This window comes from Mycobacterium sp. 852002-53434_SCH5985345, assembly GCF_001667155.1.
Taxonomy (GTDB): Bacteria; Actinomycetota; Actinomycetes; order Mycobacteriales; family Mycobacteriaceae; genus Mycobacterium.
Genome location: NZ_LZIE01000090.1, coordinates 1 through 26280, shown reverse-complemented (window position 1 = coordinate 26280; position 26280 = coordinate 1). Strand labels below are relative to the sequence as shown.

Annotated in this window: 20 protein-coding genes, 1 tRNA gene and 1 pseudogene; 12 read left to right on the top strand and 10 right to left on the bottom strand. The window is 69.0% G+C overall.

Translation table 11 applies throughout. From position 1 onward, the window contains the following. Positions 1-3 precede the first annotated feature (3 nt). The 5 genes from A5756_RS21735 to A5756_RS21715 all read left to right on the top strand — a co-directional run bounded on the left by A5756_RS21735 (position 4) and on the right by A5756_RS21715 (position 6042). Positions 4-855: a TatD family hydrolase gene (locus tag A5756_RS21735; RefSeq protein WP_066957357.1), complete on the top strand. Its 852-nt coding sequence runs from the start codon at positions 4-6 to the stop codon at positions 853-855. Between the two features lie 167 nt (positions 856-1022). After that, a complete protein-coding gene (locus tag A5756_RS21730) occupies positions 1023-2150 on the top strand; it encodes a resuscitation-promoting factor (protein ID WP_197505813.1) in 1128 nt (375 codons plus the stop codon). Beyond that, complete coding sequence (rsmA, locus tag A5756_RS21725; protein WP_066957354.1) at positions 2114-3064, top strand: 16S rRNA (adenine(1518)-N(6)/adenine(1519)-N(6))-dimethyltransferase RsmA; 951 nt, start codon at positions 2114-2116, stop codon at positions 3062-3064. The genes A5756_RS21730 and rsmA overlap by 37 nt, the downstream gene beginning before the upstream one ends. 61 nt (positions 3065-3125) lie before the next feature. Then, positions 3126-4082 (top strand): 4-(cytidine 5'-diphospho)-2-C-methyl-D-erythritol kinase, encoded by a 957-nt coding sequence (locus tag A5756_RS21720; protein ID WP_066957352.1) that lies wholly within the window; start codon positions 3126-3128, stop codon positions 4080-4082. A 325-nt stretch (positions 4083-4407) separates the two neighbouring features. After that, positions 4408-6042, top strand: coding sequence for a fatty acyl-AMP ligase (locus A5756_RS21715; RefSeq protein WP_066957778.1), 1635 nt, complete (start codon positions 4408-4410; stop codon positions 6040-6042). A gap of 10 nt (positions 6043-6052) precedes the next feature. Here the strand turns inward: A5756_RS21715 and pth are convergent, their stop codons facing one another. From pth to A5756_RS21695, 4 genes are all read right to left on the bottom strand, one after another. After that, a complete protein-coding gene (gene pth, locus A5756_RS21710) occupies positions 6053-6628 on the bottom strand; it encodes an aminoacyl-tRNA hydrolase (RefSeq protein WP_066957350.1) in 576 nt (191 codons plus the stop codon). A gap of 12 nt (positions 6629-6640) precedes the next feature. Then, on the bottom strand, positions 6641-7300 hold the full coding sequence (locus tag A5756_RS21705) for a 50S ribosomal protein L25/general stress protein Ctc (RefSeq protein WP_066957348.1): 660 nt from the start codon (positions 7298-7300) through the stop codon (positions 6641-6643). 315 nt (positions 7301-7615) lie between these two features. Continuing rightward, positions 7616-8497 (bottom strand): oxidoreductase, encoded by an 882-nt coding sequence (locus A5756_RS21700; RefSeq protein WP_066957346.1) that lies wholly within the window; start codon positions 8495-8497, stop codon positions 7616-7618. A 25-nt stretch (positions 8498-8522) separates the two neighbouring features. Then, entirely contained in the window at positions 8523-9758 is a 1236-nt protein-coding gene (locus A5756_RS21695) for a cytochrome P450 (protein ID WP_066957344.1), read from the bottom strand. A 173-nt stretch (positions 9759-9931) separates the two neighbouring features. Between A5756_RS21695 and A5756_RS21690 the strand changes: the two genes are divergently transcribed. Then, the gene (locus A5756_RS21690; protein WP_156659757.1) at positions 9932-13225 is read left to right on the top strand and encodes a LuxR C-terminal-related transcriptional regulator; all 3294 of its coding nucleotides are present in this window, start codon (positions 9932-9934) and stop codon (positions 13223-13225) included. Between the two features lie 75 nt (positions 13226-13300). On the opposite strand, the gene A5756_RS21685 is transcribed toward A5756_RS21690, so the two are convergent. The 5 genes from A5756_RS21685 to A5756_RS21665 all read right to left on the bottom strand — a co-directional run bounded on the left by A5756_RS21685 (position 13301) and on the right by A5756_RS21665 (position 17084). After that, on the bottom strand, positions 13301-13948 hold the full coding sequence (locus A5756_RS21685) for an LpqN/LpqT family lipoprotein (RefSeq protein ID WP_066957342.1): 648 nt from the start codon (positions 13946-13948) through the stop codon (positions 13301-13303). Next, positions 13945-14301, bottom strand: coding sequence for an arsenate reductase (glutaredoxin) (arsC, locus tag A5756_RS21680; protein ID WP_066957340.1), 357 nt, complete (start codon positions 14299-14301; stop codon positions 13945-13947). The genes A5756_RS21685 and arsC overlap by 4 nt, the downstream gene beginning before the upstream one ends. Further along, entirely contained in the window at positions 14302-15282 is a 981-nt protein-coding gene (locus A5756_RS21675; RefSeq protein WP_066957338.1) for a ribose-phosphate diphosphokinase, read from the bottom strand. It lies immediately after the preceding gene. Positions 15283-15372: 90 nt separating this feature from the next. Further along, positions 15373-16848, bottom strand: a complete 1476-nt coding sequence (gene glmU, locus A5756_RS21670; protein WP_066957336.1) for a bifunctional UDP-N-acetylglucosamine diphosphorylase/glucosamine-1-phosphate N-acetyltransferase GlmU — start codon at positions 16846-16848, stop codon at positions 15373-15375. Positions 16849-17012: 164 nt separating this feature from the next. Then, positions 17013-17084: transfer RNA gene (locus A5756_RS21665), tRNA-Gln, on the bottom strand. Positions 17085-17252: 168 nt separating this feature from the next. On the opposite strand from A5756_RS21665, the gene A5756_RS21660 reads away from it, so the two are divergent. After that, complete coding sequence (locus A5756_RS21660) at positions 17253-17849, top strand: TetR/AcrR family transcriptional regulator (RefSeq protein WP_156622474.1); 597 nt, start codon at positions 17253-17255, stop codon at positions 17847-17849. A 69-nt stretch (positions 17850-17918) separates the two neighbouring features. On the opposite strand, the pseudogene A5756_RS21655 reads toward A5756_RS21660, so the two are convergent. Then, a pseudogene (locus tag A5756_RS21655) lies at positions 17919-18617 on the bottom strand (diaminopimelate decarboxylase); the annotation flags it as partial. Positions 18618-18725: 108 nt separating this feature from the next. Here A5756_RS21655 and mfd point away from each other — a divergent pair. The 5 genes from mfd to A5756_RS21630 all read left to right on the top strand — a co-directional run. Next, complete coding sequence (gene mfd, locus A5756_RS21650; RefSeq protein WP_066957331.1) at positions 18726-22391, top strand: transcription-repair coupling factor; 3666 nt, start codon at positions 18726-18728, stop codon at positions 22389-22391. Next, on the top strand, positions 22388-23374 hold the full coding sequence (locus tag A5756_RS21645) for a nucleoside triphosphate pyrophosphohydrolase (RefSeq protein ID WP_066957329.1): 987 nt from the start codon (positions 22388-22390) through the stop codon (positions 23372-23374). The genes mfd and A5756_RS21645 overlap by 4 nt, the downstream gene beginning before the upstream one ends. 141 nt (positions 23375-23515) lie before the next feature. After that, the gene (locus tag A5756_RS21640) at positions 23516-24244 is read left to right on the top strand and encodes a lytic transglycosylase domain-containing protein (protein WP_156622475.1); all 729 of its coding nucleotides are present in this window, start codon (positions 23516-23518) and stop codon (positions 24242-24244) included. Between the two features lie 68 nt (positions 24245-24312). After that, positions 24313-25602 (top strand): phosphopyruvate hydratase, encoded by a 1290-nt coding sequence (gene eno, locus A5756_RS21635; protein ID WP_066957325.1) that lies wholly within the window; start codon positions 24313-24315, stop codon positions 25600-25602. Position 25603: 1 nt separating this feature from the next. After that, positions 25604-26280 (top strand): septum formation initiator family protein (locus A5756_RS21630; RefSeq protein ID WP_197505812.1); only part of this gene is annotated, 677 nt, incomplete at its 3' end.

The window sequence follows — 26280 nt, the reverse complement described above, 5'->3', positions numbered from 1 at the left end:
TGTGTGCGCGTGAGCTCCAACCGACGAGAACGAGAAGCCCCGCCCGCGCCGGAGCCGCTGGCGCCCCTGGTCGACGCCCACACCCACCTCGACGCCTGCGGTGCGCAGGACGCGGCGGACGTGCGCGCCATCGTGGACCGCGCCGCGGCGGTCGGGGTGGGGGCGGTGGTCACCATCGCCGACGACCTGGACTCGGCGCGGTGGGTGACGCGGGCCGCCGAATGGGATCCGCGGGTGTATGCCGCGGTGGCGCTGCACCCGACCCGCGCCGACGCGCTGGACGAGGGCGCACGCGCCGAGATCGAGCGACTGGTGGCGCATCCCAGGGTGGTAGCCGTCGGCGAGACCGGCCTGGACCTGTTTTGGCCCGGGCGGCTGGACGGTTGCGCGGCCCCGGAGACGCAGCGGGAAGCCTTCGCATGGCATATCGACCTGGCCAAGCGCTGCGGGAAACCCCTGATGATCCACAACCGGGACGCCGACGCCGAGGTGCTGGACGTGCTGGCGGCCGAGGGCGCCCCCGACGCCGTGATCTTCCACTGCTTCTCGTCGGATGCCGCGATGGCCCGCCGCTGCGTGGACGCCGGATGGTTGCTCAGCCTGTCCGGGACGGCGAGCTTCCGCAACGCCCGCGACCTGCGGGAAGCCGTTCCGTTGATACCGCTGGAGCAGCTGCTGGTGGAAACCGATGCGCCGTACTTGACGCCGCACCCCTACCGCGGGGCGCCGAACGAGCCGTATTGCCTTCCTTATACTGTGCGAGCGGTCGCAGAACTGGTCGGTCGTCCAGCCGAAGAGCTGGCACAGGCCACCACGAACAACGCTCGGCGGGTCTACGGACTGGCTCACGGTTAACACGCCGAACTTGGCGATTCCGTAAACAAACTCGCGCCGGAGTTGCTCAACATTGGCCGGTTCGTTACCGTCTTGTGATCGAAAGGGTGGGGCCTACGGGCCCTTATTTGTCGCTTGGTGCTGATTAGGTCGTTGGAGTTGCTTGCTGTGGTCGGGATAGACGCGCGTTGACTGTATTAACAAAACTTCATCAGACCCCATCTCCGATGTTGCGGCTCGTTGTCGGAGGACTGCTGGTAGTTCTGGCATTCGCCGGTGGGTACGCGGTCTCCGCGGCTAAGACCGTGACGCTGACCGTCGACGGGATCGCGATGCGGGTGACGACAATGAAGTCGCGGGTGATCGACATCGTCCAGGAGAACGGCTTCGCCGTCGACGAGCGCGACGACCTGTACCCCGCCGGAGACGTCAAGGTGCACGACACCGCCAACATCGTGCTGCGGCGCAGCCGGCCGCTGCAGATCTCGCTGGACGGCCACGACACCAAGCAGGTGTGGACGACGGCGTCGACCGTCGACGAGGCGCTGGCCCAACTCGCCATGACCGACACCGCCCCCGCCGCGGCCTCCCGTGGCAGCCGGGTCCCGCTCGCCGGGATGGCGCTGCCCGTCGTCAGTGCGAAGACGGTCCGCATCAACGACGGCGGCGCGATCCGCACGGTCCACCTGCCGGCGCCGAACGTCGGGGGGCTGCTCAGCGCCGCCGGCGCGCCGCTGCTCGAGGGGGATCAGGCGGTGCCCAATGCGGCGTCGCCCATCGTCGATGGCATGGAAATCCAGGTGACCCGTAATCGGATCCAACGGGTAACCGAGCGGATGCCCTTGCCGCCGAATGCCCGTCGGGTCGAGGACCCGGACATGAACATGAGCCGCCAGGTGGTCGAAGACCCGGGCGCCCCGGGCACCCAGGACGTCACGTTCGCGGTGGCCACGGTCAACGGGGTCGAGACCGGCCGGTTGCCGATCGCCAACACGGTGATCACCCCGGCCCGTGACGCCGTGGTGCGGGTGGGCACCCGGCCCGGCACCGATGTGCCAGCGGTCACCAACGGCTCCATCTGGGACGCGATCGCGGGCTGCGAGGCCGGCGGGAACTGGGCGATCAACACCGGCAACGGCTACTACGGCGGTGTCCAGTTCGACCAGGGAACCTGGGAGCGCAACGGTGGGCTGCGGTTCGCGTCGCGCGCCGACTTGGCCACCCGCGAAGAACAGATCGCCATTGCCGAGGTGACCCGAGCACGCCAGGGTTGGGGCGCGTGGCCGGTGTGCAGCGGAAGAGCTGGTGCCAACTGACCATCCGGCTGCTCGGTCGCACCGAGATCAGGCGGCTTGCCAAAGAACTTGACCTTCGGCCACGGAAATCCCTCGGGCAAAACTTCGTTCACGACGCCAACACGGTCCGCCGGATCGTCTCGACTTCCGGGATAGGCCGTTCCGACCACGTCCTCGAGGTGGGCCCCGGACTGGGCTCACTCACGCTGGCCCTGCTCGACCGCGGCGCCATCGTCACCGCCGTCGAGATCGACCCGGTGCTGGCCGATCGGCTGCCGCAAACCGTCGCCGAGCATTCGCGCAGCGAAATCGACCGGCTCACCGTGCTCAACCGCGACGTCCTGACCCTCCGGAAAGACGAGTTGGCCGCCCAGCCCAACGCCCTCGTCGCCAACCTGCCTTACAACGTCGCGGTGCCCGCGATCTTGCATCTGCTCGCGGAATTCCCGTCCATTCAGACCCTGACCGTCATGGTGCAGGCGGAGGTGGCCGAACGGCTGGCCGCCGAACCGGGCGGCAAGGAATACGGCGTGCCAAGCGTCAAGGTCCGCTTCTTCGGCGCGGTTCGGCGGTGCGGCATGGTGTCGCCGACGGTCTTCTGGCCGATTCCGCGCGTCTATTCCGGGCTGGTTCGCATCGACCGCCACGCCACCCCGAGGTGGCCCACCGACGAAGCCTTCCGGCGTCAGGTATTCCAGCTGGTGGACATCGCGTTCGCGCAGCGGCGCAAGACGACTCGCAACGCGTTCGCGGAGTGGGCCGGCTCGGGCAACGAGTCGGCGAACCGGCTGTTGGCCGCCAGCATCGACCCGGCCCGTCGCGGCGAGACCCTGTCCATTGAGGACTTCGTGCGGCTGTTGCGGCGATCGGCCGACCCGGCCGACGCCGCCACCGCCGGGCCGCCCCCGGCCGAACAGCAGCCTTCCCGGAGCTGACTGTGGTTTCTTCGGGGCGCCGCTGCGTGTAGTTGACCGGCGGCAGCGATAGTCTGCTGCGGTGTCCGCATCTGACGGCAATACCGCCGCCCAGTGGGTGCCCACCGGGTCGGTCACCGTTCGGGTGCCCGGAAAGGTCAACCTCTATCTGGCGGTCGGCGACCGTCGCGAAGATGGCTATCACGAGCTCACCACCGTTTTCCAGGCCATCTCCCTGCTCGACGAGGTGACGGTCCGCAACGCCGACGTGCTGTCGCTCGAGCTCGTCGGCGAGGGCGCCGACACACTGCCCACCGACGAACGCAACCTCGCCTGGCAGGCCGCCGAACTGATGGCCGAACACGTCGGCCGGGCGCCCGACGTCTCGATCATGATCGACAAATCCATCCCGGTGGCCGGCGGGATGGCCGGTGGCAGCGCCGATGCCGCCGCGGTGCTGGTCGCGATGAACTCGTTGTGGGAGCTCAACGTGCCCCGGCGGGACCTGCGCATGCTCGCCGCACGGCTGGGCAGCGACGTGCCCTTCGCGCTGCATGGCGGCACCGCGCTGGGCACCGGCCGCGGCGAGGAGTTGGCGACCGTGTTGTCGCGCAACACCTTCCACTGGGTGTTGGCCTTCGCCGACGGCGAGCTGCTGACCCCGGCGGTGTTCGTCGAGCTGGACCGGCTCCGGGAAGCGGGGGACCCGCCGCGGCTTGCCGGCCCGGGCCCGGTGCTGGCTGCCTTGGCCGCGGGCGACCCGGAACAGCTGGCGTCACTGCTGGGCAACGAGATGCAGGCGGCCGCAGTGAGCCTGAATCCGAAGCTCCGCCGGACCCTGCGCGCCGGAGTCGAGGCCGGTGCGCTGGCGGGCATCGTGTCCGGCTCGGGCCCGACATGCGCCTTCCTGTGCCGGTCGGCCGCCTCGGCGGTCGACGTGGGCGCCCAGGTGTCCGGGGCGGGCGTCTGTCGCACGGTACGGGTCGCCAGTGGGCCGGTCGTGGGTGCGCGTGTGGTGCCGACGCCCACCGAAGTGTGAAAAGCAACCCAAAACTTGCATTCGTTTGGGCTGTTCCCTAAGAGGAGTTTAAGATATGCGCGGTGACGAGTCGCGCTGAGCAAGACCACTCATTATCGTCGTCCGCCGGGGTCTCCGGCGGGCGACTGATGCTTCGGGCCCACCGGCGGTTTTCGGGCCCGCTTCGCGCTCATCGGCCGGCCGAACGGCAGGTGGCCGACTCATCGCCGATTCGAGACCTAACCGCTGCCCGACTGTGTTTGCGCGCCTGTTCCGAAGCGTTACCCAGTGGGCGGAATATGAAATCCCGGGCGTTGGGCCAAGCGCCGGAACCGAGGAGGTTTGCGTGAGCAGGTTTACCGAGAAGATGTACCGCAATGCCCGCAACGCGACGACGGGCATGGTCACCGGTGAACCGCACGAACCGGTCCGGCACACCTGGGGCGAGGTCCACGAACGCGCCAGTCGCATCGCGGGCGGCCTGGCCGCCGCCGGCATCGGGCTGGGCGACGCGGTCGGTGTCCTTGCCGGCTTCCCGGTGGAGATCGCCCCGACGGCGCAGGGCCTCTGGATGCGTGGGGCCAGCCTGACGATGCTGCACCAGCCCACGCCGCGGACCGACCTCGGCGTGTGGGCCGAAGACACCATGAACGTCATCGGCATGATCGAGGCCAAGGCCGTCATCGTCTCCGAGCCGTTCCTGGTGGCCATCCCCGTGCTGGAGGAGAAGGGGATCAAGGTACTCACCGTCGCCGACCTGCTGGCGTCGGAGCCGATCGACCCCGTCGAGGTCGGCGAGGACGACCTCGCGCTCATGCAGCTGACGAGCGGCTCCACCGGATCCCCCAAAGCCGTCCAGATCACCCACCGCAACATCTACTCCAACGCCGAGGCGATGTTCATCGGCGCCGAGTACGACGTCGACAGGGACGTCATGGTCAGCTGGCTGCCCTGCTTCCACGACATGGGCATGGTCGGCTTCCTGACCATCCCGATGTACTTCGGCGCGGAGCTGGTCAAGGTCACGCCGATGGACTTCCTGCGTGACACGCTGCTGTGGGCCAAGCTGATCGACAAGTACAAGGGCACCATGACCGCGGCGCCCAACTTCGCCTACGCGCTGCTGGCCAAGCGGTTGCGGCGCAACGCCAAGCCGGGCGATTTCGACCTGTCCACCCTGCGTTTCGCGCTCTCGGGTGCCGAGCCCGTCGAACCCGCCGACGTGGAGGACCTGCTCGACGCCGGCAAGCCGTTCGGCCTGCAGCCGTCGGCGATCCTGCCGGCTTACGGCATGGCTGAGACGACGCTGGCCGTGTCGTTCTCGGAGTGCAACGCAGGTCTGGTCGTCGACGAGGTCGACGCCGACCTGCTGGCCGCCCTGCGCCGCGCCGTGCCCTCCACCAAGGGCAACACCCGCCGGCTGGCGACGCTCGGCCCGCTCCTGCAGGACCTCGAGGCGCGCATCATCGACGAGAACGGCGACGTGATGCCGCCGCGCGGCGTCGGCGTCATCGAGCTGCGCGGGGAGTCGCTGACGCCCGGCTACCTGACCATGGGCGGTTTCATCCCGGCGCAGGACGAGAACGGCTGGTATGACACCGGCGACCTCGGCTACATGACCGAGGACGGCCACGTCGTGGTGTGCGGCCGCGTCAAGGACGTCATCATCATGGCGGGCCGCAACATCTACCCCACCGACATCGAGCGGGCCGCCTGCCGCGTCGAGGGGGTGCGGCCCGGCTGCGCCGTCGCGGTGCGCCTGGACGCCGGCCACTCACGCGAGACGTTCGCCGTCGCCGTCGAGTCCAACGCCTGGCAGGACCCCGCCGAGGTGCGCCGCATCGAGCACCAGGTCGCCCGCGAGGTGGTGGCCGAGGTCGACATGCGGCCGCGCAACGTCGTGGTGCTCGGGCCGGGCACCATCCCGAAGACACCGTCGGGCAAACTGCGCCGGTCCCACTCCGCCACCCTGGTCACCTAGGCCGCGCCGTTTACCAGGCGTGGACCCGGTTCTGCGCCGGCTCGAGGCCCAGCTCGACAAGCAACTCGGTGGCGTCCGCGGCCTGCTCGCAAATGGTGGGGACCTCGCCGCGCTCGGCGGCGGTGAAGTTCTCCAACACGAACGCCGCCGGATCTTTGCGTCCCGGCGGTCGGCCGATCCCGATGCGGACCCGCTGAAACTCCTTGGTGCCCAGCGCGGACGCCACCGAGCGCAGCCCGTTGTGGCCGCCCTCGCCGCCGCCGATCTTGAGTCGGATGCGGCCGAAGTCGAGGTCGAGGTCGTCGTGGACGACGACGAGGTCGGCCGGCGTCACCGAGTAGAACTTCGCCAACGGCCCGACCTGGCGGCCGGACTCGTTCATGTAGCAGCGCGGCTTGGCCACCAGCACCGAGCGTCCGGCCAGCCGGCCGCTGACTACTTCGGCGCCGGAACGCTTGTGCACCTTGAACTTTGAGCCGAGCCGGTCGGCGAGCAGGTCGGCGACCATGAACCCGAGGTTGTGCCGGGTGCGGGCGTAGTTTTCTCCGGGATTGCCCAGGCCGACCACCAGCAAGGGCTCGGCCACGTTGCGGTCCGCCTACTCGGACTCGTCCGCGGGGGCCTCGGCCTCGGCGGCTTCCTCTTCCGCGGGGGCCGCTTCGGCCTCGGCGACCTCGCCCGCGCCCTCTTCCTCGAGGTCCTCGGCGGTCGGCGCGGTAACGACGTTCACCACCAGCATCTCCGGGTCGGAGATCAGGTTGACGCCCTTCGGCAGGGTGATCTGCCCGGCGGTGATCTGGGTGCCGGGTTCGACGTCCTCGACGGACACCGTCAACTGCTCGGGAATCGACATGGCGTCGGCCTCGATCTCGATGGTGTTGGTGTCCTGGGTGACCAGGGTGCCGGGGACGGCGTCGCCCTCGATGACCACCCGGACCTCGACGACGACCTTCTCGCCGCGGCGCACGACGAGCAGGTCGGCGTGCTGGATGCTCCGGCGGATCGGGTGGATGTCGAGCGCTTTGGTCAGCGCCAGCTGTTCCTTGCCGTCGATGTCCAGGGTCAGCACGGCGTTGGTGCCCGCGTGGCGCAGCACGGCCGCGAAGTCGTGTCCGGGCAGCTCCAGGTGCTGCGGGGCGGCGCCGTGGCCGTAGAGGACGGCGGGAATCTTGCCGTCGCGGCGGGCCCGGCGGGACGCGCCCTTGCCGGTCTCGGTTCGCACCGTGGCGGTGAGTTGGTTGCCTGCGGACTTGGCCATCGTGTCGCTCCTGTGTGCTCAGTGCCTGAGTGTGGGGGCACGGCGAGGATCGCGACAATTCGTCGGTCTCCGTCGATAACGGTGCTGGCTGGCCAGCCACCCTCGCCGTGACGCCCGGTCAGGTTAGCGCATGCGCACCTCAGAGCGGAAATTTGGTCCCGGCGGTGTGTGTCACATCCGTCACTCCATTACCTGGCCCGGGCGATGCCCGAGTTGCCCGCCTCACAGCGACAGTCCCCGCGTCACGAAGGCTGTCGCTCGGAGGCGGGCAACTCGTCGGCCGTCCGACCTGAGGGACCAGTGGGGCGGTGGGGCTCAGAGCGGAAATTTGGTGCCGGTGAGCTGCTCGGACAGCTCCCACAGCGCCACCGCCATCGCCGGGTCCTGCGCCCGACGGCTCCGCCGGACCGGTTGGCTGCGGCCGGTCTGGCCGAACCGCGGGCCGACGAACGTGTCGCCCGGCAGGTCCTGCGACGCCGCGTACAGCGTCTGCCGGGCGCCGAAGTCGGCATCGGTGGCCACCACGCGGGTGACGGCCGACATCAGCGCGTCGCCCAGCTTGCGGCCGGAGGCGCCCTGCAGGTTGGTGTGCGAGTAACCGGGGTGGGCCGCCAGCGCCCGCAGCGTGGCACCGGCCGCACCCAGGCGTCGCTGCAGCTCGCTGGTGAACAACAGGTTGGCGAGCTTGGACTGGCTGTAGGCCAGCCACGGCGAGTATCGCCGCCGCTCCCAGTTCAGGTCGTCGAGGCTGATCCGCCCCGCCCAGTGCGCCATCGACGACACCGTGACCACCCGGTCGGCGAGCTTGGGCAGCAGCAGGTTCGTCAGCGCGAAGTGACCGAGGTGATTGGTGCCGATCTGGCTCTCGAACCCGTCGACGGTCCGGGCGTACGGCGCGGCCATGATGCCCGCGTTGTTGATCAGCACGTCGACCTTGTCGACACCCGCGGCGAAATCCCGCACCGACGACAGATCCTGCAAGTCGAGTGCGCGCACCTCGACCGGGCCGGTCTGCGAACCCCGGATCTGCAGCGCGGCCTTCTCGCCCTTGCGAACGTCGCGGACCGCCATGACGAGCGTCGCGCCCCGCCGCGCCAGCTCGCGGGCCGTCACGGCGCCCAGCCCGCTGTTGGCGCCGGTGACGATCACGGTGCGCCCCGCGAACGAGGGTAGGTCTGCGGCCGTCCAGTTGGTCATGGCTGACGAGCCTAATCGGACTCCCTCAGTGCCCGGGGTCGAACTCCAGCGGCACCGTGGTAGGCCCGGTGATGCCGGTGATGGCCTTCCACTGCGCCGGGCCGGCCGCGCGGGGGTTGGGCATGCGCTGGGTGATGACGCGAAGCGCCTCTGTCAGTTCCAAGCGCGCCAGGTGAGCGCCGAGGCAGTAGTGCACGCCGCCGCCGAAGGTGAGCATGGGCGCGGCGCCCCCGCGGGTGATGTCCAGGCGGTCCGGGCGGTCGTAGACATTGGCGTCGCGGTTGGCCGCGGCGGTGTTGGCTAGCACGAGCGTGCCCGCCGGGACGCGAACCCCCGCCAGGTCGACGTCTTCGGCTGCCCGCCGGATGGTCCCGAAAATGATTGGCGAGTAACGCATCAGCTCGTGCACCGCGTTGGCCGCCAACTCGGGGCGCCGGGCGAGCAACGCCCATTGGTCGGGGTGCGCGCAGAGCGCCTGCACCCCGGCCGCGAGCTGGTTGCGCGTGGTGTCGGTGCCGGCTCCCAGCAGCGTGCCGCACAGCATGAGCAGCTCGTCGTGGGTGAGCCGGTCGCCGTCCTCCTCGGCGCGAATGAGATCGGAGACGAGGTCGTCGGTCAGTGATGCGCGCCGGCCGGCGATCAGGTCTTCGAGGTAGGCGTCGAGCTGGTCCCAGGCGGCCAGGATCGCCGGGCCGTCCTCGGCGACGTTCCAGTCGAACAGCTTCTTGATGTCGTCGGTCCAGTCGGAGAACAGCTGCCAGTCCTCGGGCGGCGCGCCGAGCAGGGCGCAGATGATCGGGGTGGGGTAGCGGCGCGAGATGTCGGAGACGACGTCGCAGTGCCCGACCTCGGTCAGCGGATCGACCAATCCGTTGATCACCTCGACGATCAGCGAACGCAGCCGCTCGGCAGCACGCGGCGCGAACGCCTTGGATACCAGCCGGCGCAGCCGGTTGTGCTGGGCGCCGTCGAGCCCGAGGATGTTGGTGGTGGCCCGGTCCCATAATGGGCCGGAGGTGACGCCTTGCAGGTCGAGTCCGAGGCCGTGGGCTGTGACGAAGCGGGGGTCCCGCAGCACCTGGTGGACCAGTTCGTAGCTCAGCACCTCCGGCCCCCGTGGCCCCATGGCGATCGGAGACTGCTCGCGGGCGGCCGCAATCGCGCGGTGCGCCTCGTCGGGATCGGTGAGGTGGTCGTAGGAAAAGAAGGGCAGCCCGGCGTCGAACACGCTCGGGCACTCGCTGGTTTGGACGGTGGTCATAACGGTCTCCTCGGTCGGCGTTGAGTCGACTATCGGGGGGCGGGAGACAAAGACCATCCGCCGCAGCGCGTAAATGTGCGCGGTCGACCGCGTAGGTTCCGGCGGCGCGTTCGGGGAAGATCTACGCGCTGTGGCCGATGTTTGCGTGCTGCGCGGCCACGATGCTGGCTACCATGAGCCAACACGCGGAGATGCCGTTGCTGAACTGGAACGAATTGGGCGTGAGCGAGTTGCTGCCGACAGGCACGGTGACGTTGCTGCTGGCCGATGTCGAGGGTTCGACGCGGCTCTGGGAAACTCAGGCTGAGGAGATGACGGCCGCGCTGGCCCGGCTGAACAAGACGGTCAACGACGCGGTCGACGCGCATGGCGGGGTCCGCCCGCTCGAGCAGGGCGAGGGTGACAGCTTCGTGGCGGCGTTCGCCCGGGCGTCCGACGCGGTGGCGTGCGCGCTTGCCGTGCAGCGCGCCCCGCTGGCGCCCATTCGGCTGCGGATCGGGATACACACCGGCGAGATCCAGTTGCGCGACGACGCCAACTACGCGGGTCCCACCATCAACCGCACGGCCCGGCTACGCGATCTCGCGCATGGTGGGCAGACGGTGCTGTCGGGCGCGACCGAATCGATGGTGGTGGACCGGCTGCCCGAAGGCGTGTGGCTGGCCGAGCTGGGCAGCTACCCGCTGCGGGATCTGCCACGCCCGGAACGCGTCGTGCAGCTGTGCCACCCCAACCTGGCCAATGAATTTCCGCCACTGCGCGTCCGTGGGGTCGTGGTGTCCCATAATCTTCCGGCGCAGCTGACGAGTTTCGTTGGGCGCCAAGCCGAAATCGCGCAGTTGCGGCAGGTCTTGACCGACAACCGCATGGTTACCCTGACCGGTGCCGGCGGTGTGGGTAAGACCCGGCTCGCCGTCGAGGTCACCTCCGGTTTGATCGACCACTTTCCCGACGGGCAGTGGTACGTCGACCTCGCACCAATCACCATTCCCGCCGTTGTTCCCGTGGCGGTCGCGCGCACGCTGGGCCTGCCCGACCAGCCGGGGCGTTCCACCACGGAGCTGCTGGTGCGGTTCTGCGCGCAGCGGAACATGTTAATTCTACTGGACAATTGCGAGCACTTGCTCGACGCCTCCGTGGCGCTGACGGATGAGCTGCTCAAGGCGTGCCCGCGATTGACCATCCTCGCCACCAGCCGCGAACCGCTCGGCGTCCCGGGCGAATTCGGTTGGCGCGTGCCGTCGTTGGGCCTGGCCGACGAGGCGGTCGAGTTGTTCGCTGACCGCGCTCGGCGCACGCGCCCCGACTTCTGTGTCGGGGAAGCAAATCGCGCGCCGGTTGAGGAGATCTGCCGGCGCCTGGACGGCATGCCGTTGGCGATCGAGCTCGCCGCGGCACGAGTTCGGGCGCTGTCGTTACAACAGATCCTCGACAGCCTGCACGATCGATTTCGGCTCCTCACCGGGGGCGCGCGCACTGCGGTGCGCCGCCAGCAGACGCTGCGTGCCTCGGTTGATTGGTCGCACGCGCTGCTCACCGAACCCGAACGAATCTTGTTCCGCCGCTTGGCCGCTTTCGCTGGAACTTTCGACCTCGAAGCGGCACAGGCAGTCGGCGCCAGCAGCGAGGTCGAAGGCTACCAGCTGCTCGACCAGCTGAGCCTGCTGGTCGACAAGTCCTTGGTGGCCGCCGATGAGACCGCCGCCGGGATGCGCTACCGGTTGCTGGAGACGGTGCGCCAATATGCGCAGGAAAAACTCGGTGAGTCCGGTGAGTCCGATGATGTGCGCACCCGCCACCGCGATTACTACACCGCGAAGGCCGCAGAACTGGAGTCAAAGGGCCATTCCCGCGATGAGCAGCTGTTGCATTGGGGAGAAACGGAAGTCGACAACCTGCGGGCCGCCTTCGGTTGGTGCCGCGAGAATTCGGACCTGGAGACCGGGCTGAGGCTTATCTCGCTACTCCGGCCGTTGTGGCTGCGAGGTGGCCGCACCCTCGAGGGCATCGCCGGACTGGACGCGATCCTCAATGAAGTGGGCCGTTCTGAGATTCCTCCGGCGGTGTGGGCGGGAGCAGTGGTCGAGCGGCAGGTCCTCGCGGCATGGATAGGAATCCCAACGGAGTTGGGCCCCGCCGAGGACGCCCTGGGGATAGCGAGACAGCTCGATGATCCGACGCTGCTCACTCGGGCGTTGATCGCATGTGGCATGAGCGCCGTTTTCAGTCCCGAGGTGGCGCAGCCCTACTTCGCGGAGGCGATCAGCCTCGCCCGCGCCGCCGGTGATCGCTGGAGCCTGTGCCAGATCTACAGTCACCAGGCAACAGTGGGCGCCTTTGCCGGGCAACCAATCGAGGCGCGTGCGGCCGCCGAGATGGGGCGTGGCCTGGCGGACACGCTGGGCGACCGGTTCTTCTCGCGGAATTGCCGAACCTGGCTCACCATCGCGCTGATGATGCAGGGACATCTCGCCGAAGCCGAGGAAGTTGGCAGATCCTTGGCGGAGGAGGCTGATGCGGCCGACGAGGTTGTCATGAAGATCTACGGGCACACCGTCCACAGCGTGGTGCTCGCGCGCCTTGGGCGGGCGGCTGACGCGCGGGCCGCGGCGGAATCGGCGCTGGTGGCCGCGGAGGCGGTGGGCGGGGAGGCCGAAGACACGGTGCACGCCATGCTCGCCGATGCCGCGCTGACCGCCGGCGACGGCGCCGCGGCGCTGCGATTCTGTGAGACGGCTTGGCAGCGCACCAGTCCGCCGCGTGAAGTGTTCACCAGAAGCGTCAACCCGATCGGCGAGGCCGCTCTGGCGTGCGGTGAGCTCGAGGTCGCTCGCCGCTGGGCGGACGAGAACGTCGCCATCGTTCCGGGATACCAGCAGATGGTCGCCCTGGTTGCGCGCGCCTATGTCGCGCTCGCACAAGGCGATTACGGCCAGGCCGAGCGCGACGCCCACGACGCCCTCGCGGTCGCCGCCCGGGTGCAGGGGTATCTGCGAGTGCCCGACGCCCTGGAATGCCTGGCACGCCTTGCGGCGGACGTGGGCAACAACGCGCACGCGGCACGCCTGCTCGGCGCGGCGGACGGCATGCGCCAGCGGACGGGGGAGGCGCGGCGCCCGACTTATGAGCCCGGCCATCAGGCCACGCTGGTGAAATCCCGAGAGGCGTTGCTGGACAACGACTTCGATGCAGCCTGGACGGAAGGCGCGGCGCTGTCCACCGAGGATGCCGTCGCCTACGCGCAGCGCGGCCGCGGCGAGCGTAAGCGCCCCGCCAGCGGCTGGGGATCGCTGACCCCCATGGAGCAGGACGTGGTGCGTCTGGCCCGGGAAGGTTTGGGCAACAAGGACATCGGCGCGCGGCTTTTCACCTCACCGCGCACGGTGCAGACCCACCTCACCCACGTTTACGCCAAGCTCGGCATCTCTTCGCGGGTGGAGCTCTTCAAGGACCAGCGCTCAACATGATTTCGCTGAGATTGCAGCCGTTCGGGAGTCGAGCACGACCCTGGCGGCAATTTCGCCGGGCTCGAAGGACTGAAATCACTTCGCCGCGACGACGAACCCTCGCATGATCGCCTCGATGTCGGTTGACTGCGTGACCGCCTCGTTGGCCAGGCCGGTGATGGTGAGCTGAACCAGGTACCGCTGCTTGGCCGGCCCCGAACCGGTGGCGATCACTATCCGGTTGAAGCTGTGCAGCCGCGTGCCATCCAAGTCGTAACTGCCCTGGATCATCGACGAAGGGAAGCCGTTGTAGGGCGTCGTCGAGGCGTCCAGCTGCTTGAAGTCCTCGAACAGTTGGGCGTCGTCGTTGCCGTGCTGAATCACCTGGGCGGCATCGAAATCGCCGTGCAGGGCGAACACCACGAGCCTGGCGGTCGGATACTTGCCGCCCTTGGAGATCATCAGCGTCTGCGGGGAGATGTGCGGATTGCTCGCCACCGACCAGCCCGGGGGCGTCGGTATCGACACCTTCAGGTCGGGCAGGTCGCCCGGCGCGACCTGCTGCCCGGTCACGCCGATGTTCTGCAGATATTGCGACAGCGGCACGGGCTTGGCGACCCGTGTCGTGGTGGTCGTGGTTGTCGGCGTCGTGGACCAGATCGATTGATAGTCGGGCGCTTTCGGGCCGCACGCCACCGCGGGCAGCGTCAGCGCAATGGCCGCGGCCGCGCAGGCACGTCTCACAGAATCTCGCGGACCGTGTCGGCCGGCCGACCCAGCCGGGTGCCCTTCTGCGTGACGACGAACGGTCGTTCGATCAGGATCGGGTGTTCGACCATGGCGTCCAGCAACTGGTCGTCGGTCGCATCGGCGAGGTTGAGCTCGGAGTACAGCGATTCCCGCTTGCGCACCGCGGTGCGCACGTCGATCCCGGCGTCGTTGATCATCTGCACCAGTTCGTCGCGCGACGGTGGGTTCTTCAAGTACTCGACGATGGTCGGCTCAAACCCACTGTCGCGCAAGAGATCCAACGTGTTTCGCGAGGTGCTGCACCGGGGATTGTGGTAGATGACCGCCTCGCCTGGCCGTGCAGCCATCTAGGCATCCCCGTCGAATAGCCCCGTGACGGAGCCGTTTTCGAAGACGGCGCGAATGGTGCTGGCCAACAGCGGCGCGATGGACAGGACGGTGAGCTGGGGGAAGCGCTTCTCCTCGCCGATCGGCAGAGTGTTGGTGACGATCACCTCGCGAGCACCCGAGGCCGCGAGCCGCTCGGCGGCCGGGTCGGACAGCACCCCGTGGGTGGCCGCGATGATGACGTCGGCGGCGCCGTCATCGCGCAACAGCTGCACAGCGCCGGCAATGGTGCCGCCGGTATCGATCATGTCGTCGATCAGCACGCAGGTCCTGCCCTGCACCTCGCCGACGACGCGGTTGGACACCACCTGGTTGGGCACCCGAGGATCACGGGTCTTGTGGATGAAGGCCAGCGGGACGCCACCCAATGCGTCGGCCCACTTCTCGGCGATGCGCACCCGGCCCGAGTCCGGGGAGACGACCACCATGTTGCCGTCCGGGTAGTTGTCCCGGATATAGCCGGTGAGCAGGTTCTGCCCGCGCATGTGGTCGACCGGGCCGTCGAAGAAACCCTGGATCTGGTCGGTGTGCAGGTCCACGGTCACGATCCGGTCGGCGCCGGCCGTCTTGAGCAGGTCGGCGACCAGTCGCGCCGAGATCGGTTCGCGGCCGCGATGCTTCTTGTCCTGGCGGGCGTAGGGGTAGAACGGCATGACGGCGGTGATCCGTTTGGCGCTGCCCCGCTTGAGCGCGTCGATCATGATCAGCTGTTCCATCAGCCAGTCGTTCACCGGCGCCGGGGCCGACTGCAGGACGAACGCGTCGCACCCGCGGACCGACTCATGGAACCGGACGAAGATCTCGCCGTTGGCGAACTCCCGCGCCGTCTGAGCGGTGACGTGGACGTCGAGCTCCTTTGCCACCTGCTCGGCCAACTCCGGGTGTGCACGGCCGGAGAAGAGCATCAGGTTCTTGCGGTTGTCGGTCCAGTCGTGGCTCAACGCGCTGCCCTCGCCGTTCGGATCAGAAGTGGATGCCAATCGTACGTAGCGAATGGTACGGAAATGTGGCCGGGTTACCAGATACCAAAGTCACGATGTCGATTCGGGCTCGGATGTGTCGTCGTTGAGCTTGACCGCCTTCTCGGCCGCTTCGGCGGCCGCGCTGCCCGGCCGTTTGCGCTGCACCCAGCCCTCGATGTTGCGTTGCGGACCGGCGGACACCGCCAGTGCGCCCGGGGGGACGTCGTCGCGGACCACGGTTCCCGCGCCGGTGTACGCGCCGTCGCCTACCGTCACCGGGGCGACGAACATGGTGTCCGACCCGGTGCGCACGTGCGAGCCGATCGTGGTGCGCCGCTTGCTGGTGCCGTCGTAATTGACGAAGACGCTGGACGCTCCGATGTTGCTGTGCTCGCCGATGTCGGCGTCGCCGACGTAGGTCAGGTGCGGAACTTTCGTGCCGGCGCCGATCGTCGAGTTCTTGGTCTCGACGAACGCGCCGAGCTTGCCTTCGTCGCCCAACACCGTCCCGGGCCGCAGGTAGGTGAAGGGGCCGACCGTGGCGCCGGCGCCGATGGCCGATGAGGTGCCGTGGGTGCGCACCACCGATGCGCCGTCGCCGACGGTGACGTCGGTGAGCGTGGTGTCCGGGCCGACGACGCAGTGGCCAGCGATCTGGGTGCGGCCCAGCAGTTGCGTGCCCGGGTGGATGACGGTGTCGCGCCCGATCGTGACGTCGACGTCGATCCAGGTGGTCGCGGGGTCGACGATGGTCACCCCGGCCATCTGGTGGGCGGCGACGATCCGGCGGTTGAGTTCGGCGCCCAGTTGTGCGAGCTGGACGCGGTTGTTGACGCCGGCGACCAGGGCGCTGTCGTCGACGCGCTGGGCATGGACGGCCTGCCCGTCGCCGCGCAGGATCGAGATCACGTCGGTCAAGTAGAGCTCCCGCTGGGCGTTGTTGGAGCTCAGCCGGCTGAGCGCGGAGCGCAGCGCGGCGACGTCGAAGGCGTAGACGCCGGCGTTGACCTCGCGGATTTCCCGCTGGAAGGGTGTCGCGTCGGCGTGTTCCACGATCGCGCTGACCTCGTTGTCCTGGGTGCGCAGGATGCGGCCGTACCCGGTGGGGTCGGCAAGCGTCGTGGTGAGCACGGTCGCGGCGGCCGACCCCGCGTTGTGGGTCGCGATCAGGTCGGCCACGGTGTCGGAGTCCAGCAGCGGTGTGTCGCCCGAGGTCACGACGACCACGCCGGCGTAGTCCTCGGGCAGCGCGGACAGGCCACACAACACCGCGTGGCCGGTGCCGAGCGGGCGGTCCTGCAGGGAGACCTCGATGCCGCGCCCCAGGTCGTCGGCCCACTCGGCGACCAGCGGGGAGATGCGCTGGTGGTCGTGGCCCAGGACCACCACCAGGTGTTGCGGCGCGACCTTGGTGATCGCGTGCAGCAGGTGGGACAACATGCTGCGACCGGCGATCGTGTGCAGCACCTTGGGGGTGTCCGACCGCATCCGGGTGCCGGGCCCGGCCGCGAGCACCAGGACCGCGGTATCACCACGAGACGCCATCAACTCTCCTCAACCCCGGCGTGCGCGCTGGCACGACGACACGCCGTCAAGCGTGGCACTTCACCTGATGTTGACGCAAAGACCGCGCCCTGGGCGATCACTGCCCTAACTATGGAAACCGCCGCCTCGAATTCGTGCATAGGCCCCACACTCGACGAGCCAAGCTCCGTCGCCAGGACTCGAACCTGAACTATCTGAACCAAAATCAGAGGTGCTGCCGATTACACCACGACGGATTGCCGGCCCTTTGGGCCCGCGCCACCAACAGACTTTAGACGGTATGCGGGCCGATCGCGGCGCCGAGGGAAAGACGGGCGGTTCGGTGCGGGCGACCCTATACGCTGATTGACGTGGCTGTTCTCGATAAGGAGCCGGACAAAGAGGCACGCGCGCCGCGCGCCCGGATGACCGGTACCGAGCGCCGACAACAACTCATCGGCATCGCACGCTCGCTGTTCGCCGAACGCGGTTATGAGGGCACCTCCATCGAGGAGATCGCGTTACGCGCCAACGTGTCCAAGCCGGTCGTCTACGAGCACTTCGGCGGCAAGGAGGGGCTGTACGCCGTGGTCGTCGACCGCGAGATGTCGGCACTGCTGGACGGCATCACCTCGTCGTTGACCAACAACCGTTCCCGGGTCCGGGTCGAGCGAGTCGCGCTGGCGCTGCTCACGTACGTCGAAGAGCGCACCGACGGCTTCCGCATCATGATCCGCGACTCACCGGCCGCGATCAGCTCGGGCACCTACTCCAGCCTGCTCAATGACGCCGTCAACCAGGTCAGCTCCATCCTGGCCGGCGACTTCGCCCGCCGCGGCCTTGATCCCGAGCTGGCGCCGTTGTACGCCCAGGCGCTGGTGGGCTCGGTGTCGATGACGGCGCAGTGGTGGCTCGATACGCGTGAGCCCAAGAAAGAAGTGGTCGCGGCGCACCTGGTCAACCTGATGTGGAACGGGCTGACCCACCTGGAAGCCGACCCCCGGCTGCAGGACGACGGGTAGAGATTCGCCCGGCGGGCGTGACGTCACGGCGGTTCCCGCCTGGGGTGTTTATTCGGTCAGCGTCACACCCACCGCGACAATCGGCCGGGGAAATTGCTCTGCGGCGCAAGCTTCGTCGAGCGCATCCTCGATGACGGCGGCCAGCTCGTCGACACCGAGTTCCGAATCGCCAGCAACGTACGGGCCGGCCTGGTCACCGCCTACGTGCACTTCGGTCAGGATGAGGCCGTGCCGGGCGCGGACGTCCGCCATGGCGGCAATCGTCCGGCGGATTTCCCCGCCGTAGCGGGCCCGGGCGCCGTCCCGGGGACCCCGAGAATCCAGCCGGCAGTACAGGCCCACCAGGTCGAAGGTGGGGCGCGCCCGGCCCCGCCGTCGTGGGCCGGCGACGTGGGGAGCCGCGAGGGGAGAGTCCAGCACGATGCGCCCGACACCGACGCCCACCGCGTCGCGCAACAACTCGGGCGATCCCGGGTGCGTGACGATGCGTGCCGGGTCCGTCCCCGCGGCGAGGGCGACCGCGAGCTCGGCGCCCGAGCGGACGCCGATACCGAGGCGCTCTTTGCGCGCCATGCGCGCGACTTCGATCGTTAGCGGCGACCGTCCGAAGTGGACGATGCGCGCACCCCGCAGCGTTTTGCGCCAACGGCGGGCGCGATCGCGGAAATCGGCCTCGGCGGCCACGCCGGCCGGGGCGTGCGGTCCGGCGCCGGCGCACAGCGGGGGCGCCGCGTCACCGATGGAGGGCAGGATGTCCAGCAAAGTCATGAATCCAACGTGCGCCCGCGTCGGGGTCGCGGGCGGTCTTCCTAACGATCCCTTGACGGCGGCAGGCTCAAAATTGACGAATTCTGGCGCCCCTAGAATGGATTCATCATGACCGCACCGGGGCCTGCTCGCCCAGAACTCCCGATCGCGGGGCTCGTTGAATTGGCGCTCACCGCGCCGACCTTCCAGCAACTGATCGAAAGCGCGGCCGAGCGGCCGGCCGAGCTGTGCCTGGTGGGTCCTGCCAGCGCGCGGCTTTTCGTCGCCAGCGCGCTGGAGCGGTTGGGTCCTCTGCTGGTAGTCACCGCGACCGGGCGTGAAGCCGATGACCTGACCGCCGAGCTGCGCGGCGTCTTCGGCGACGCCGTGGCGGCCTTCCCGTCCTGGGAGACCCTGCCGCACGAGCGGCTCTCTCCGGGAGTCGACACCGTCGGCGCCCGGCTGACGGTGCTGCGGCGGCTGGCTCATCCCGACGACGCGCGGTTGGGCCCACCGCTGCGCGTCGTGGTGACCGCGGTGCGCTCGCTGCTGCAGCCGATGACCCCGCAGCTGGGCCTGCTCGAGCCGGTGACATTCAGCGTCGGCCAGGAGATCGCCTTCTCCGAGGTCGTCGCCCGGTTGGTCGAGCTGGCCTACACGCGGGTCGACATGGTCGGCCGGCGCGGTGAATTCGCCGTGCGCGGCGGGATTCTCGACGTCTTCCCGCCGACCGCCGAGCACCCGGTGCGCATCGAGTTCTGGGGCGACGAGGTCAGCGAGATGCGGATGTTCTCCGTCGCCGACCAGCGCTCCATACCCGAGATCGAGGTGGAGACGGTCATCGCGGTGGCCTGCCGCGAACTGCTCCTGACCGACGACGTGCGGGAGCGGGCCGCCGCGCTGGCCGCCCGGCATTCCGGGGCCGAGCCCGCCATCACCGGCAGCGTCACCGACATGCTGGCCAAGCTGGGCGAGGGCATCGCGGTCGACGGCATGGAGGCGCTGCTGCCGGTCCTGCGGCCCGGCGAACACGTGCTGCTGACCGACCAACTGGCCGAGGGCACTCCGGTGCTGCTGTGCGACCCGGAAAAAGTGCGCACCCGGGCCGCCGACCTGATCAAGACCGGCAGCGAGTTCCTCGAGGCGTCCTGGTCGGTCGCGGCGCTGGGCACCGACGCCCCCGTCGACGTCGCGCAGTTCGGCGGGTCGGGGTTCGCCGAGCTGGACGACGTGCACGCCGCGGCGGCGCGCTCGGGTCATCCCTGGTGGACGTTGAGCCAGTTGTCCGACGAGTCGGCGATGGAGCTGGACATTCGGGCGGCGCCGTCGGCCCGCGGGCATCAGCACGACATCGACGGGATCTTCGCGATGCTGCGCGCCCACGTATCGACCGGCGGCTACGCCGCGGTCGTCGCCCCTGGCGCCGGCACCGCCCATCGCGTCGTCGAGCGGCTGGCCGACTCCGACACCCCCGCGGCGATGCTGGAACCGGGCGCGGCCGATACCACGCTCAAACTGGGGATCGTCAGCGTCCTCAAGGGCCCGCTGCACGACGGCGTCGTGATCCCGGGCGCCAACCTGGTCGTCATCACCGAGACCGACCTGACCGGCAGCAGGGCCACCGCCGTCGAGGGCAAGCGGCTGGCGGCCAAGCGGCGCAACACCGTCGATCCGTTGGCGCTGACGGCCGGTGACCTGGTGGTGCACGACCAGCACGGCATCGGCCGGTTCGTCGAGATGACGGAACGCACGGTCGGCGGTGCCCGGCGCGAGTACCTGGTGCTCGAGTACGCGTCGAGCAAGAGGGGCGGTGGGTCCGACAAGCTGTATGTGCCGATGGACTCGCTGGACCAGCTGTCCCGGTACGTCGGCGGGCAGGCGCCCGCGCTTTCCAAGCTGGGCGGCAGCGACTGGGCCAACACCAAGACCAAGGCCCGCCGCGCCGTGCGCGAGATCGCCGGCGAGCTCGTCGCGTTGTACGCGAAGCGGCAGGCCAGCGCCGGGCACGCCTTCGCCCCGGACACCCCGTGGCAGGCGGAGATGGAGGACGCGTTCGGCTTCACCGAGACCGTCGACCAGCTCACCGCGATCACCGAGGTCAAGGCCGACATGGAGAAGCCGGTCCCGATGGACCGGGTGATCTGCGGCGACGTCGGCTACGGCAAGACCGAGATCGCGGTGCGCGCGGCCTTCAAGGCCGTCCAGGACGGCAAGCAGGTCGCCGTGCTGGTGCCGACCACGCTGCTGGCCGACCAGCACCTGCAGACATTCACCGACCGGATGGCCGGCTTCCCGGTGACGGTCAAGGGGCTATCCCGGTTCACCGACAACGTCGAGTCCCGCGCCGTGATCGAGGGCCTGGCCGACGGGTCGGTGGACGTGGTGATCGGCACGCACCGGCTGCTACAGACCGGGGTGCGCTGGAAGGACCTGGGCCTGGTCGTTGTCGACGAGGAGCAGCGGTTCGGCGTCGAGCACAAGGAACACATCAAGTCGCTGCGCACCCACGTCGACGTGCTGACCATGAGCGCCACCCCGATCCCACGCACGCTGGAGATGAGCCTGGCCGGGATACGCGAGATGTCGACCATCCTGACCCCGCCCGAAGAGCGCTATCCCGTGCTGACCTACGTCGGGCCGCAGGACGACAAGCAGGTGGCGGCCGCCCTGCGGCGCGAGCTGTTGCGCGACGGGCAGGTCTTCTACGTGCACAACCGGGTGAGCTCCATCGACCGGACGGCGGCCCGGATCCGCGAGCTGGTGCCGGAGGCGCGGGTGGTTGTCGCGCACGGGCAGATGCCCGAGGAGCGGCTGGAACGCACCGTGCAGGGGTTCTGGAACCGCGAATACGACATCCTGGTGTGCACGACGATCGTGGAGACCGGGCTGGACATCTCCAACGCCAACACGCTGATCGTCGAGCGCGCCGACACCTTCGGGCTTTCGCAGCTGCACCAGCTGCGCGGCCGGGTGGGGCGCAGCCGCGAGCGGGGTTATGCCTACTTCCTGTATCCGCCGCACGCCCCGCTGACCGAGACGGCTTATGACCGGTTGGCGACCATCGCGCAGAACAACGAGCTGGGCGCGGGCATGGCGGTCGCGTTGAAAGACCTCGAAATCCGTGGCGCCGGCAACGTGCTGGGCGTCGAGCAGTCCGGCCACGTCGCCGGGGTCGGGTTCGACCTGTACGTGCGGCTGGTGGGTGAGGCCGTGGAGGCCTACCGGGCGGCGGCTGACGGCCAGACCGTCACCACCGCCGAGGAGCCCAAGGATGTGCGGATCGACTTGCCGGTGGACGCCCACCTGCCGCCGGACTACATCGCCAGCGACCGGCTGCGGTTAGAGGCCTATCGGCGGCTGGCCGCGGCGGGCTCGGACGGCGAGATCGCGGCCGTGATCGAGGAACTCGTCGACCGCTACGGTGCGTTGCCCGAACCGGCCCTGCGCCTGGTGGCGGTCGCGCGGTTGCGGCTGCTTTGCCGCGCCGCCGGCATCACCGAGGTGTCGGCCCCGTCGGCGGCGACGGTGCGGCTGTCGCCGATAACGCTGCCCGATTCGGCCCAGGTGCGCCTCAAGCGGATGTATCCGGCCGCGGGCTACCGCGCCACGACCTCGACGGTGCAGGTGCCCATCCCGCGGGACGGGGGCGTCGGTGCGGCACGCATCCGCGACGTGGAGTTGGTGCAGATGGTGGCCAACCTGGTGACGGCGCTGCAGGGTAAATCCCAGATAGAGATTGGTATAACGGGTTCACAGTCGGCACCTATGTCGGGGGAGGAGCGACAGGCGCGATGATCGTCGTCTTGTTCGACCCCCGTCGCCCGTCGCTGGTGCCGGTCGAGGCCATCGAACACCTCAGCGGTGAGGTGCAGTACACCGAGGAGATGCCCGTCGCGGTGCCGTGGTCGCTGCCCGCGGCGCGTCCGGTGCATGCCGGGGACCCCGATGATCCAGCGCCGGTGCTGCTGTCGTCGGACCCCGAGCATCCCGCCGTCACCGCCCGGCTGGCGGCCGGCGCCCGGTTGATCTCCGCGCCGGAGACACCGCGCGGCGAGCGACTGGTCGACGTGGTGGCCATGATGGACAAGCTGCGCACCGCCGGGCCGTGGGAGAGTGAGCAAACCCACGACTCGCTGCGCAGGTTCCTGCTGGAGGAGACCTACGAACTGCTGGACGCGGTCCGCAGCGGCAGCGCCGACCAGCTGCGCGAAGAACTCGGCGACGTGTTGTTGCAGGTGCTCTTTCACGCGCGCATCGCGGAGGACGCCCCGCAATTTCCCTTCACCATCGACGACGTCGCCGTCACGCTGATGCGAAAGCTGGGCAATCGGGTTCCGGGTGTGCTTGCGGGTCAGACCATTTCGCTCGAAGAGCAATTGGCCCAATGGGAAGAGCGCAAGGCGGCCGAAAAGCCGCGCAAGTACGTGATGGACGAGGTGCATACCGGTCAGCCGGCGTTGGCGTTGGCCCAGAAGGTGATTCAGCGTGCCGAGAAGGCCGGCCTGCCGGCCGATCTCATCCCCGCCGAGATCACCTCCATCGCGGTGTCGGCCGACGGTGATGCGGAAAGCGCGCTTCGCACGGCGGTTCTGGAGTTCGTGGACACGGTCCGCGCGGTCGAGCGGGCGATCGCCGCGACGCGCCGCGGCGCGGGTGTTCCGGAGGAATTCGACGTCACCCCGCTCGGCGAGGTCACCGAAGACGAGTGGCGTGAGCACTGGCCGTCGGACGAGGTGGTCGACGAGTCTGCGACGGGTGCGGTCGCCGACGACGCCTGACCGCCAAAGCTGCGTCAGCTAACCGATAATTAGCGGAAATCCTGCGCTCGCGCCCCGATACGGCCGGGCAGCACCGCGACCCATGGGACGATGGTTGTGCGAAGTTGGTGCAGGGGAGTCGAGGGAGCTTTAACCAGCATGGTGTCGCCGAGGCGTTGGTTGCGCGCGGCCGCCGTGATAGGCGCGACCGCGATGCTGCTGGCCTCCAGTTGCACGTGGCAGCTCAGCCTGTTCATCCCGGAGGGCGTCCCGCCGCCTGCCGGGGCTCCGGTGCCGCCGGTGGACACGCACGCCAGCGGTAGACCCGCGGACCAGCTTCGGGCCTGGGCCGAACAGCGCTCCCCGACCCTGGAGATCCCGGTGATCGCGCTGGAGGCCTACGCCTACGCCGCCCGGGTCGCCGAGGTCGAGAACCCGAAGTGCCACATCGCGTGGACCACGCTGGCGGGCATCGGGCAGGTCGAGAGCCACCATGGCACCTATCGCGGCGCGCGGCTGGCGCCCAACGGTGACGTGAGCCCCCCCATTCGCGGTGTCCGCTTGGACGGCAGCGGGGGCACCCTGCGCATCGTCGACAGCGAGGAACCGGTGACCGACGACGACGGGGTGGTGCGGGCCATGGGGCCGATGCAGTTCATCCCCGAGACCTGGCGGTTGTACGGCGTCGACGCCCACAACGACGGCCGCGTCAGCCCCGACAACATCGACGACGCCGCGCTCGCGGCCGCGGGTTACCTGTGTTGGCGGGGAAAGGATCTGGGGACGCCGCGCGGCTGGATTACGGCGCTGCGGGCCTACAACAACTCCGGCGTCTACGCGCGAGCGGTGCGCGACTGGGCGACCGCTTATGCGGCGGGTCACCCGCTGTAGCAGGATGTATCAGGCTCTACGCTAACGGCGGCGAGGCCGGCACCAGCTACAACGCAAGGAGAAACTCAGTGCCGATTATCGAGCAGGTCGGGGCCCGCGAGATCCTCGATTCCCGCGGTAACCCGACGGTCGAGGTCGAGATTGCCCTGATCGACGGAACTTTTGCCCGCGCGGCGGTGCCGTCCGGCGCGTCGACCGGTGAGCACGAGGCCCATGAGTTGCGCGATGGCGGTGAGCGTTACGGCGGCAAGGGCGTGCAAAAGGCGGTGCAAGCCGTTCTCGACGAGATCGGCCCGGCGGTGATCGGGCTCAACGCCGACGACCAGCGGCTGGTGGACCAGGCGCTCGTCGACCTGGACGGCACCCCCGACAAGTCCCGGCTGGGCGCCAACGCGATCCTGGGCGTCTCCCTGGCCGTCGCCAAAGCGGCCGCCGACTCAGCCGAGCTGCCGCTGTTCCGCTATGTCGGCGGACCCAACGCCCACATCCTGCCGGTGCCGATGATGAACATCGTCAACGGCGGTGCGCACGCCCACACCGCTGTCGACATCCAGGAGTTCATGGTGGCCCCGATCGGCGCCCCCAGCTTCAGCGAGGCGCTGCGCTGGGGCGCCGAGGTGTACCACTCACTAAAGTCGGTGCTGCAAAAGCAGGGGTTGAGCACCGCCCTGGGCGACGAGGGCGGCTTCGCGCCCGACGTGGCGCACACCAAAGCCGCCCTGGACCTGATCTGCCAGGGCATCGAGTCGGCCGGCCTGAAACTCGGCGCCGATGTGGCGCTGGCCATCGATGCGGCGGCCACCGAGTTCTACAACAAGGGCACCGGATACATCTTCGAGGGCAGCACCCGCAGCGCCGAGCACATGGCGGAGTTCTACGCCGATCTGCTCGGCTCCTACCCGCTGATCTCGATCGAAGACCCGCTCTCCGAAGACGATTGGGATGGCTGGGCGGCGTTGACGGCGGCGATCGGCGACCGCGTGCAAATCGTCGGCGACGACATCTTCGTCACCAATCCGGAGCGCCTCGAAGAAGGCATCGAGAAAGGTGTCGCAAACGCGTTGCTGGTCAAGGTGAACCAGATCGGCACGCTGACCGAGACTCTCGATGCGGTTGCGCTGGCGCACCACAGCGGGTACCGCACGATGATGAGCCATCGCAGCGGCGAGACCGAGGACACCACGATCGCCGACCTGGCGGTTGCCGTCGGCAGCGGGCAGATCAAGACCGGTGCACCCGCCCGCAGTGAGCGTGTCGCCAAGTACAACCAGCTGCTGCGGATCGAGGAGGCGCTGGGCGACGCTGCTCGTTACGCCGGCGACCTGGCGTTCCCGCGGTATGCGCCGGAGGCCAAATAGCTTGCCCGCCAAGCCGGATCCGAAACGGCGCTCCCCGGCATCGCGTCCGGGGAAGGCCGGGGATTCGGTTCGGCGCCGCCGCACGGCCAAGCCGTCTTCCAAGCCGTCCCAAACCGCGAAGCAGCCCGGCGCGAGGTCGGTCGAGCATGTCGTCGAGCCCATCAAGCGACAGGCGGTCGAATCGGTCGAACAGCGGTCCGAGCAGCGGCTGGGATTCACCGCGCGGCGGGCGGCGGTGCTCGCCGCGGTCGTCTGCGTGCTGACGCTCACCATCGCCGGCCCGGTGCGGACCTACTTCGCACAGCGCACGGAGATGAATCAGTTGACGGCGAGCGAAGCCGCGTTGCGCGCTCAGATCGCCGAACTCGAGCAGAAGAAGGCCAAACTCGGCGACCCGGCCTACATCGCCGCGCAGGCCCGCGAGCGGCTCGGCTTCGTGAAGCCGGGCGACATCCCCTTCCAGGTCCAGCTGCCGCCGACCGCGGCGACACCTTCCGAGCCCGGAAGCCAGGCGGCGAAACCCGCCAACACCGATCCCTGGTACACGTCGCTCTGGCACACCATCGCCGACGCGCCACACCTGCCGCCGGCCAATGTTCCCCCGGCAGAACACCCGACATTGAAGGTTCGGGGGCCAGGATCGCCAGCGCCTCGTCACCGAGTGGATTGCAACCGGGC

Coding starts and splice junctions, on each gene's coding strand:
- glmU (WP_066957336.1), bottom strand. CDS start 16,848: ATGGCGTCTCGTGGTGATACCGCGGTCCTGGTGCTCGCGGCCGGGCCC.
- A5756_RS21695 (WP_066957344.1), bottom strand. CDS start 9,758: ATGACCACCGTCCAAACCAGCGAGTGCCCGAGCGTGTTCGACGCCGGG.
- arsC (WP_066957340.1), bottom strand. CDS start 14,301: ATGGCTGCACGGCCAGGCGAGGCGGTCATCTACCACAATCCCCGGTGC.
- A5756_RS21645 (WP_066957329.1), top strand. CDS start 22,388: ATGATCGTCGTCTTGTTCGACCCCCGTCGCCCGTCGCTGGTGCCGGTC.
- A5756_RS21660 (WP_156622474.1), top strand. CDS start 17,253: ATGACCGGTACCGAGCGCCGACAACAACTCATCGGCATCGCACGCTCG.
- A5756_RS21705 (WP_066957348.1), bottom strand. CDS start 7,300: ATGGCCAAGTCCGCAGGCAACCAACTCACCGCCACGGTGCGAACCGAG.
- mfd (WP_066957331.1), top strand. CDS start 18,726: ATGACCGCACCGGGGCCTGCTCGCCCAGAACTCCCGATCGCGGGGCTC.
- A5756_RS21700 (WP_066957346.1), bottom strand. CDS start 8,497: ATGACCAACTGGACGGCCGCAGACCTACCCTCGTTCGCGGGGCGCACC.
- A5756_RS21690 (WP_156659757.1), top strand. CDS start 9,932: ATGAGCCAACACGCGGAGATGCCGTTGCTGAACTGGAACGAATTGGGC.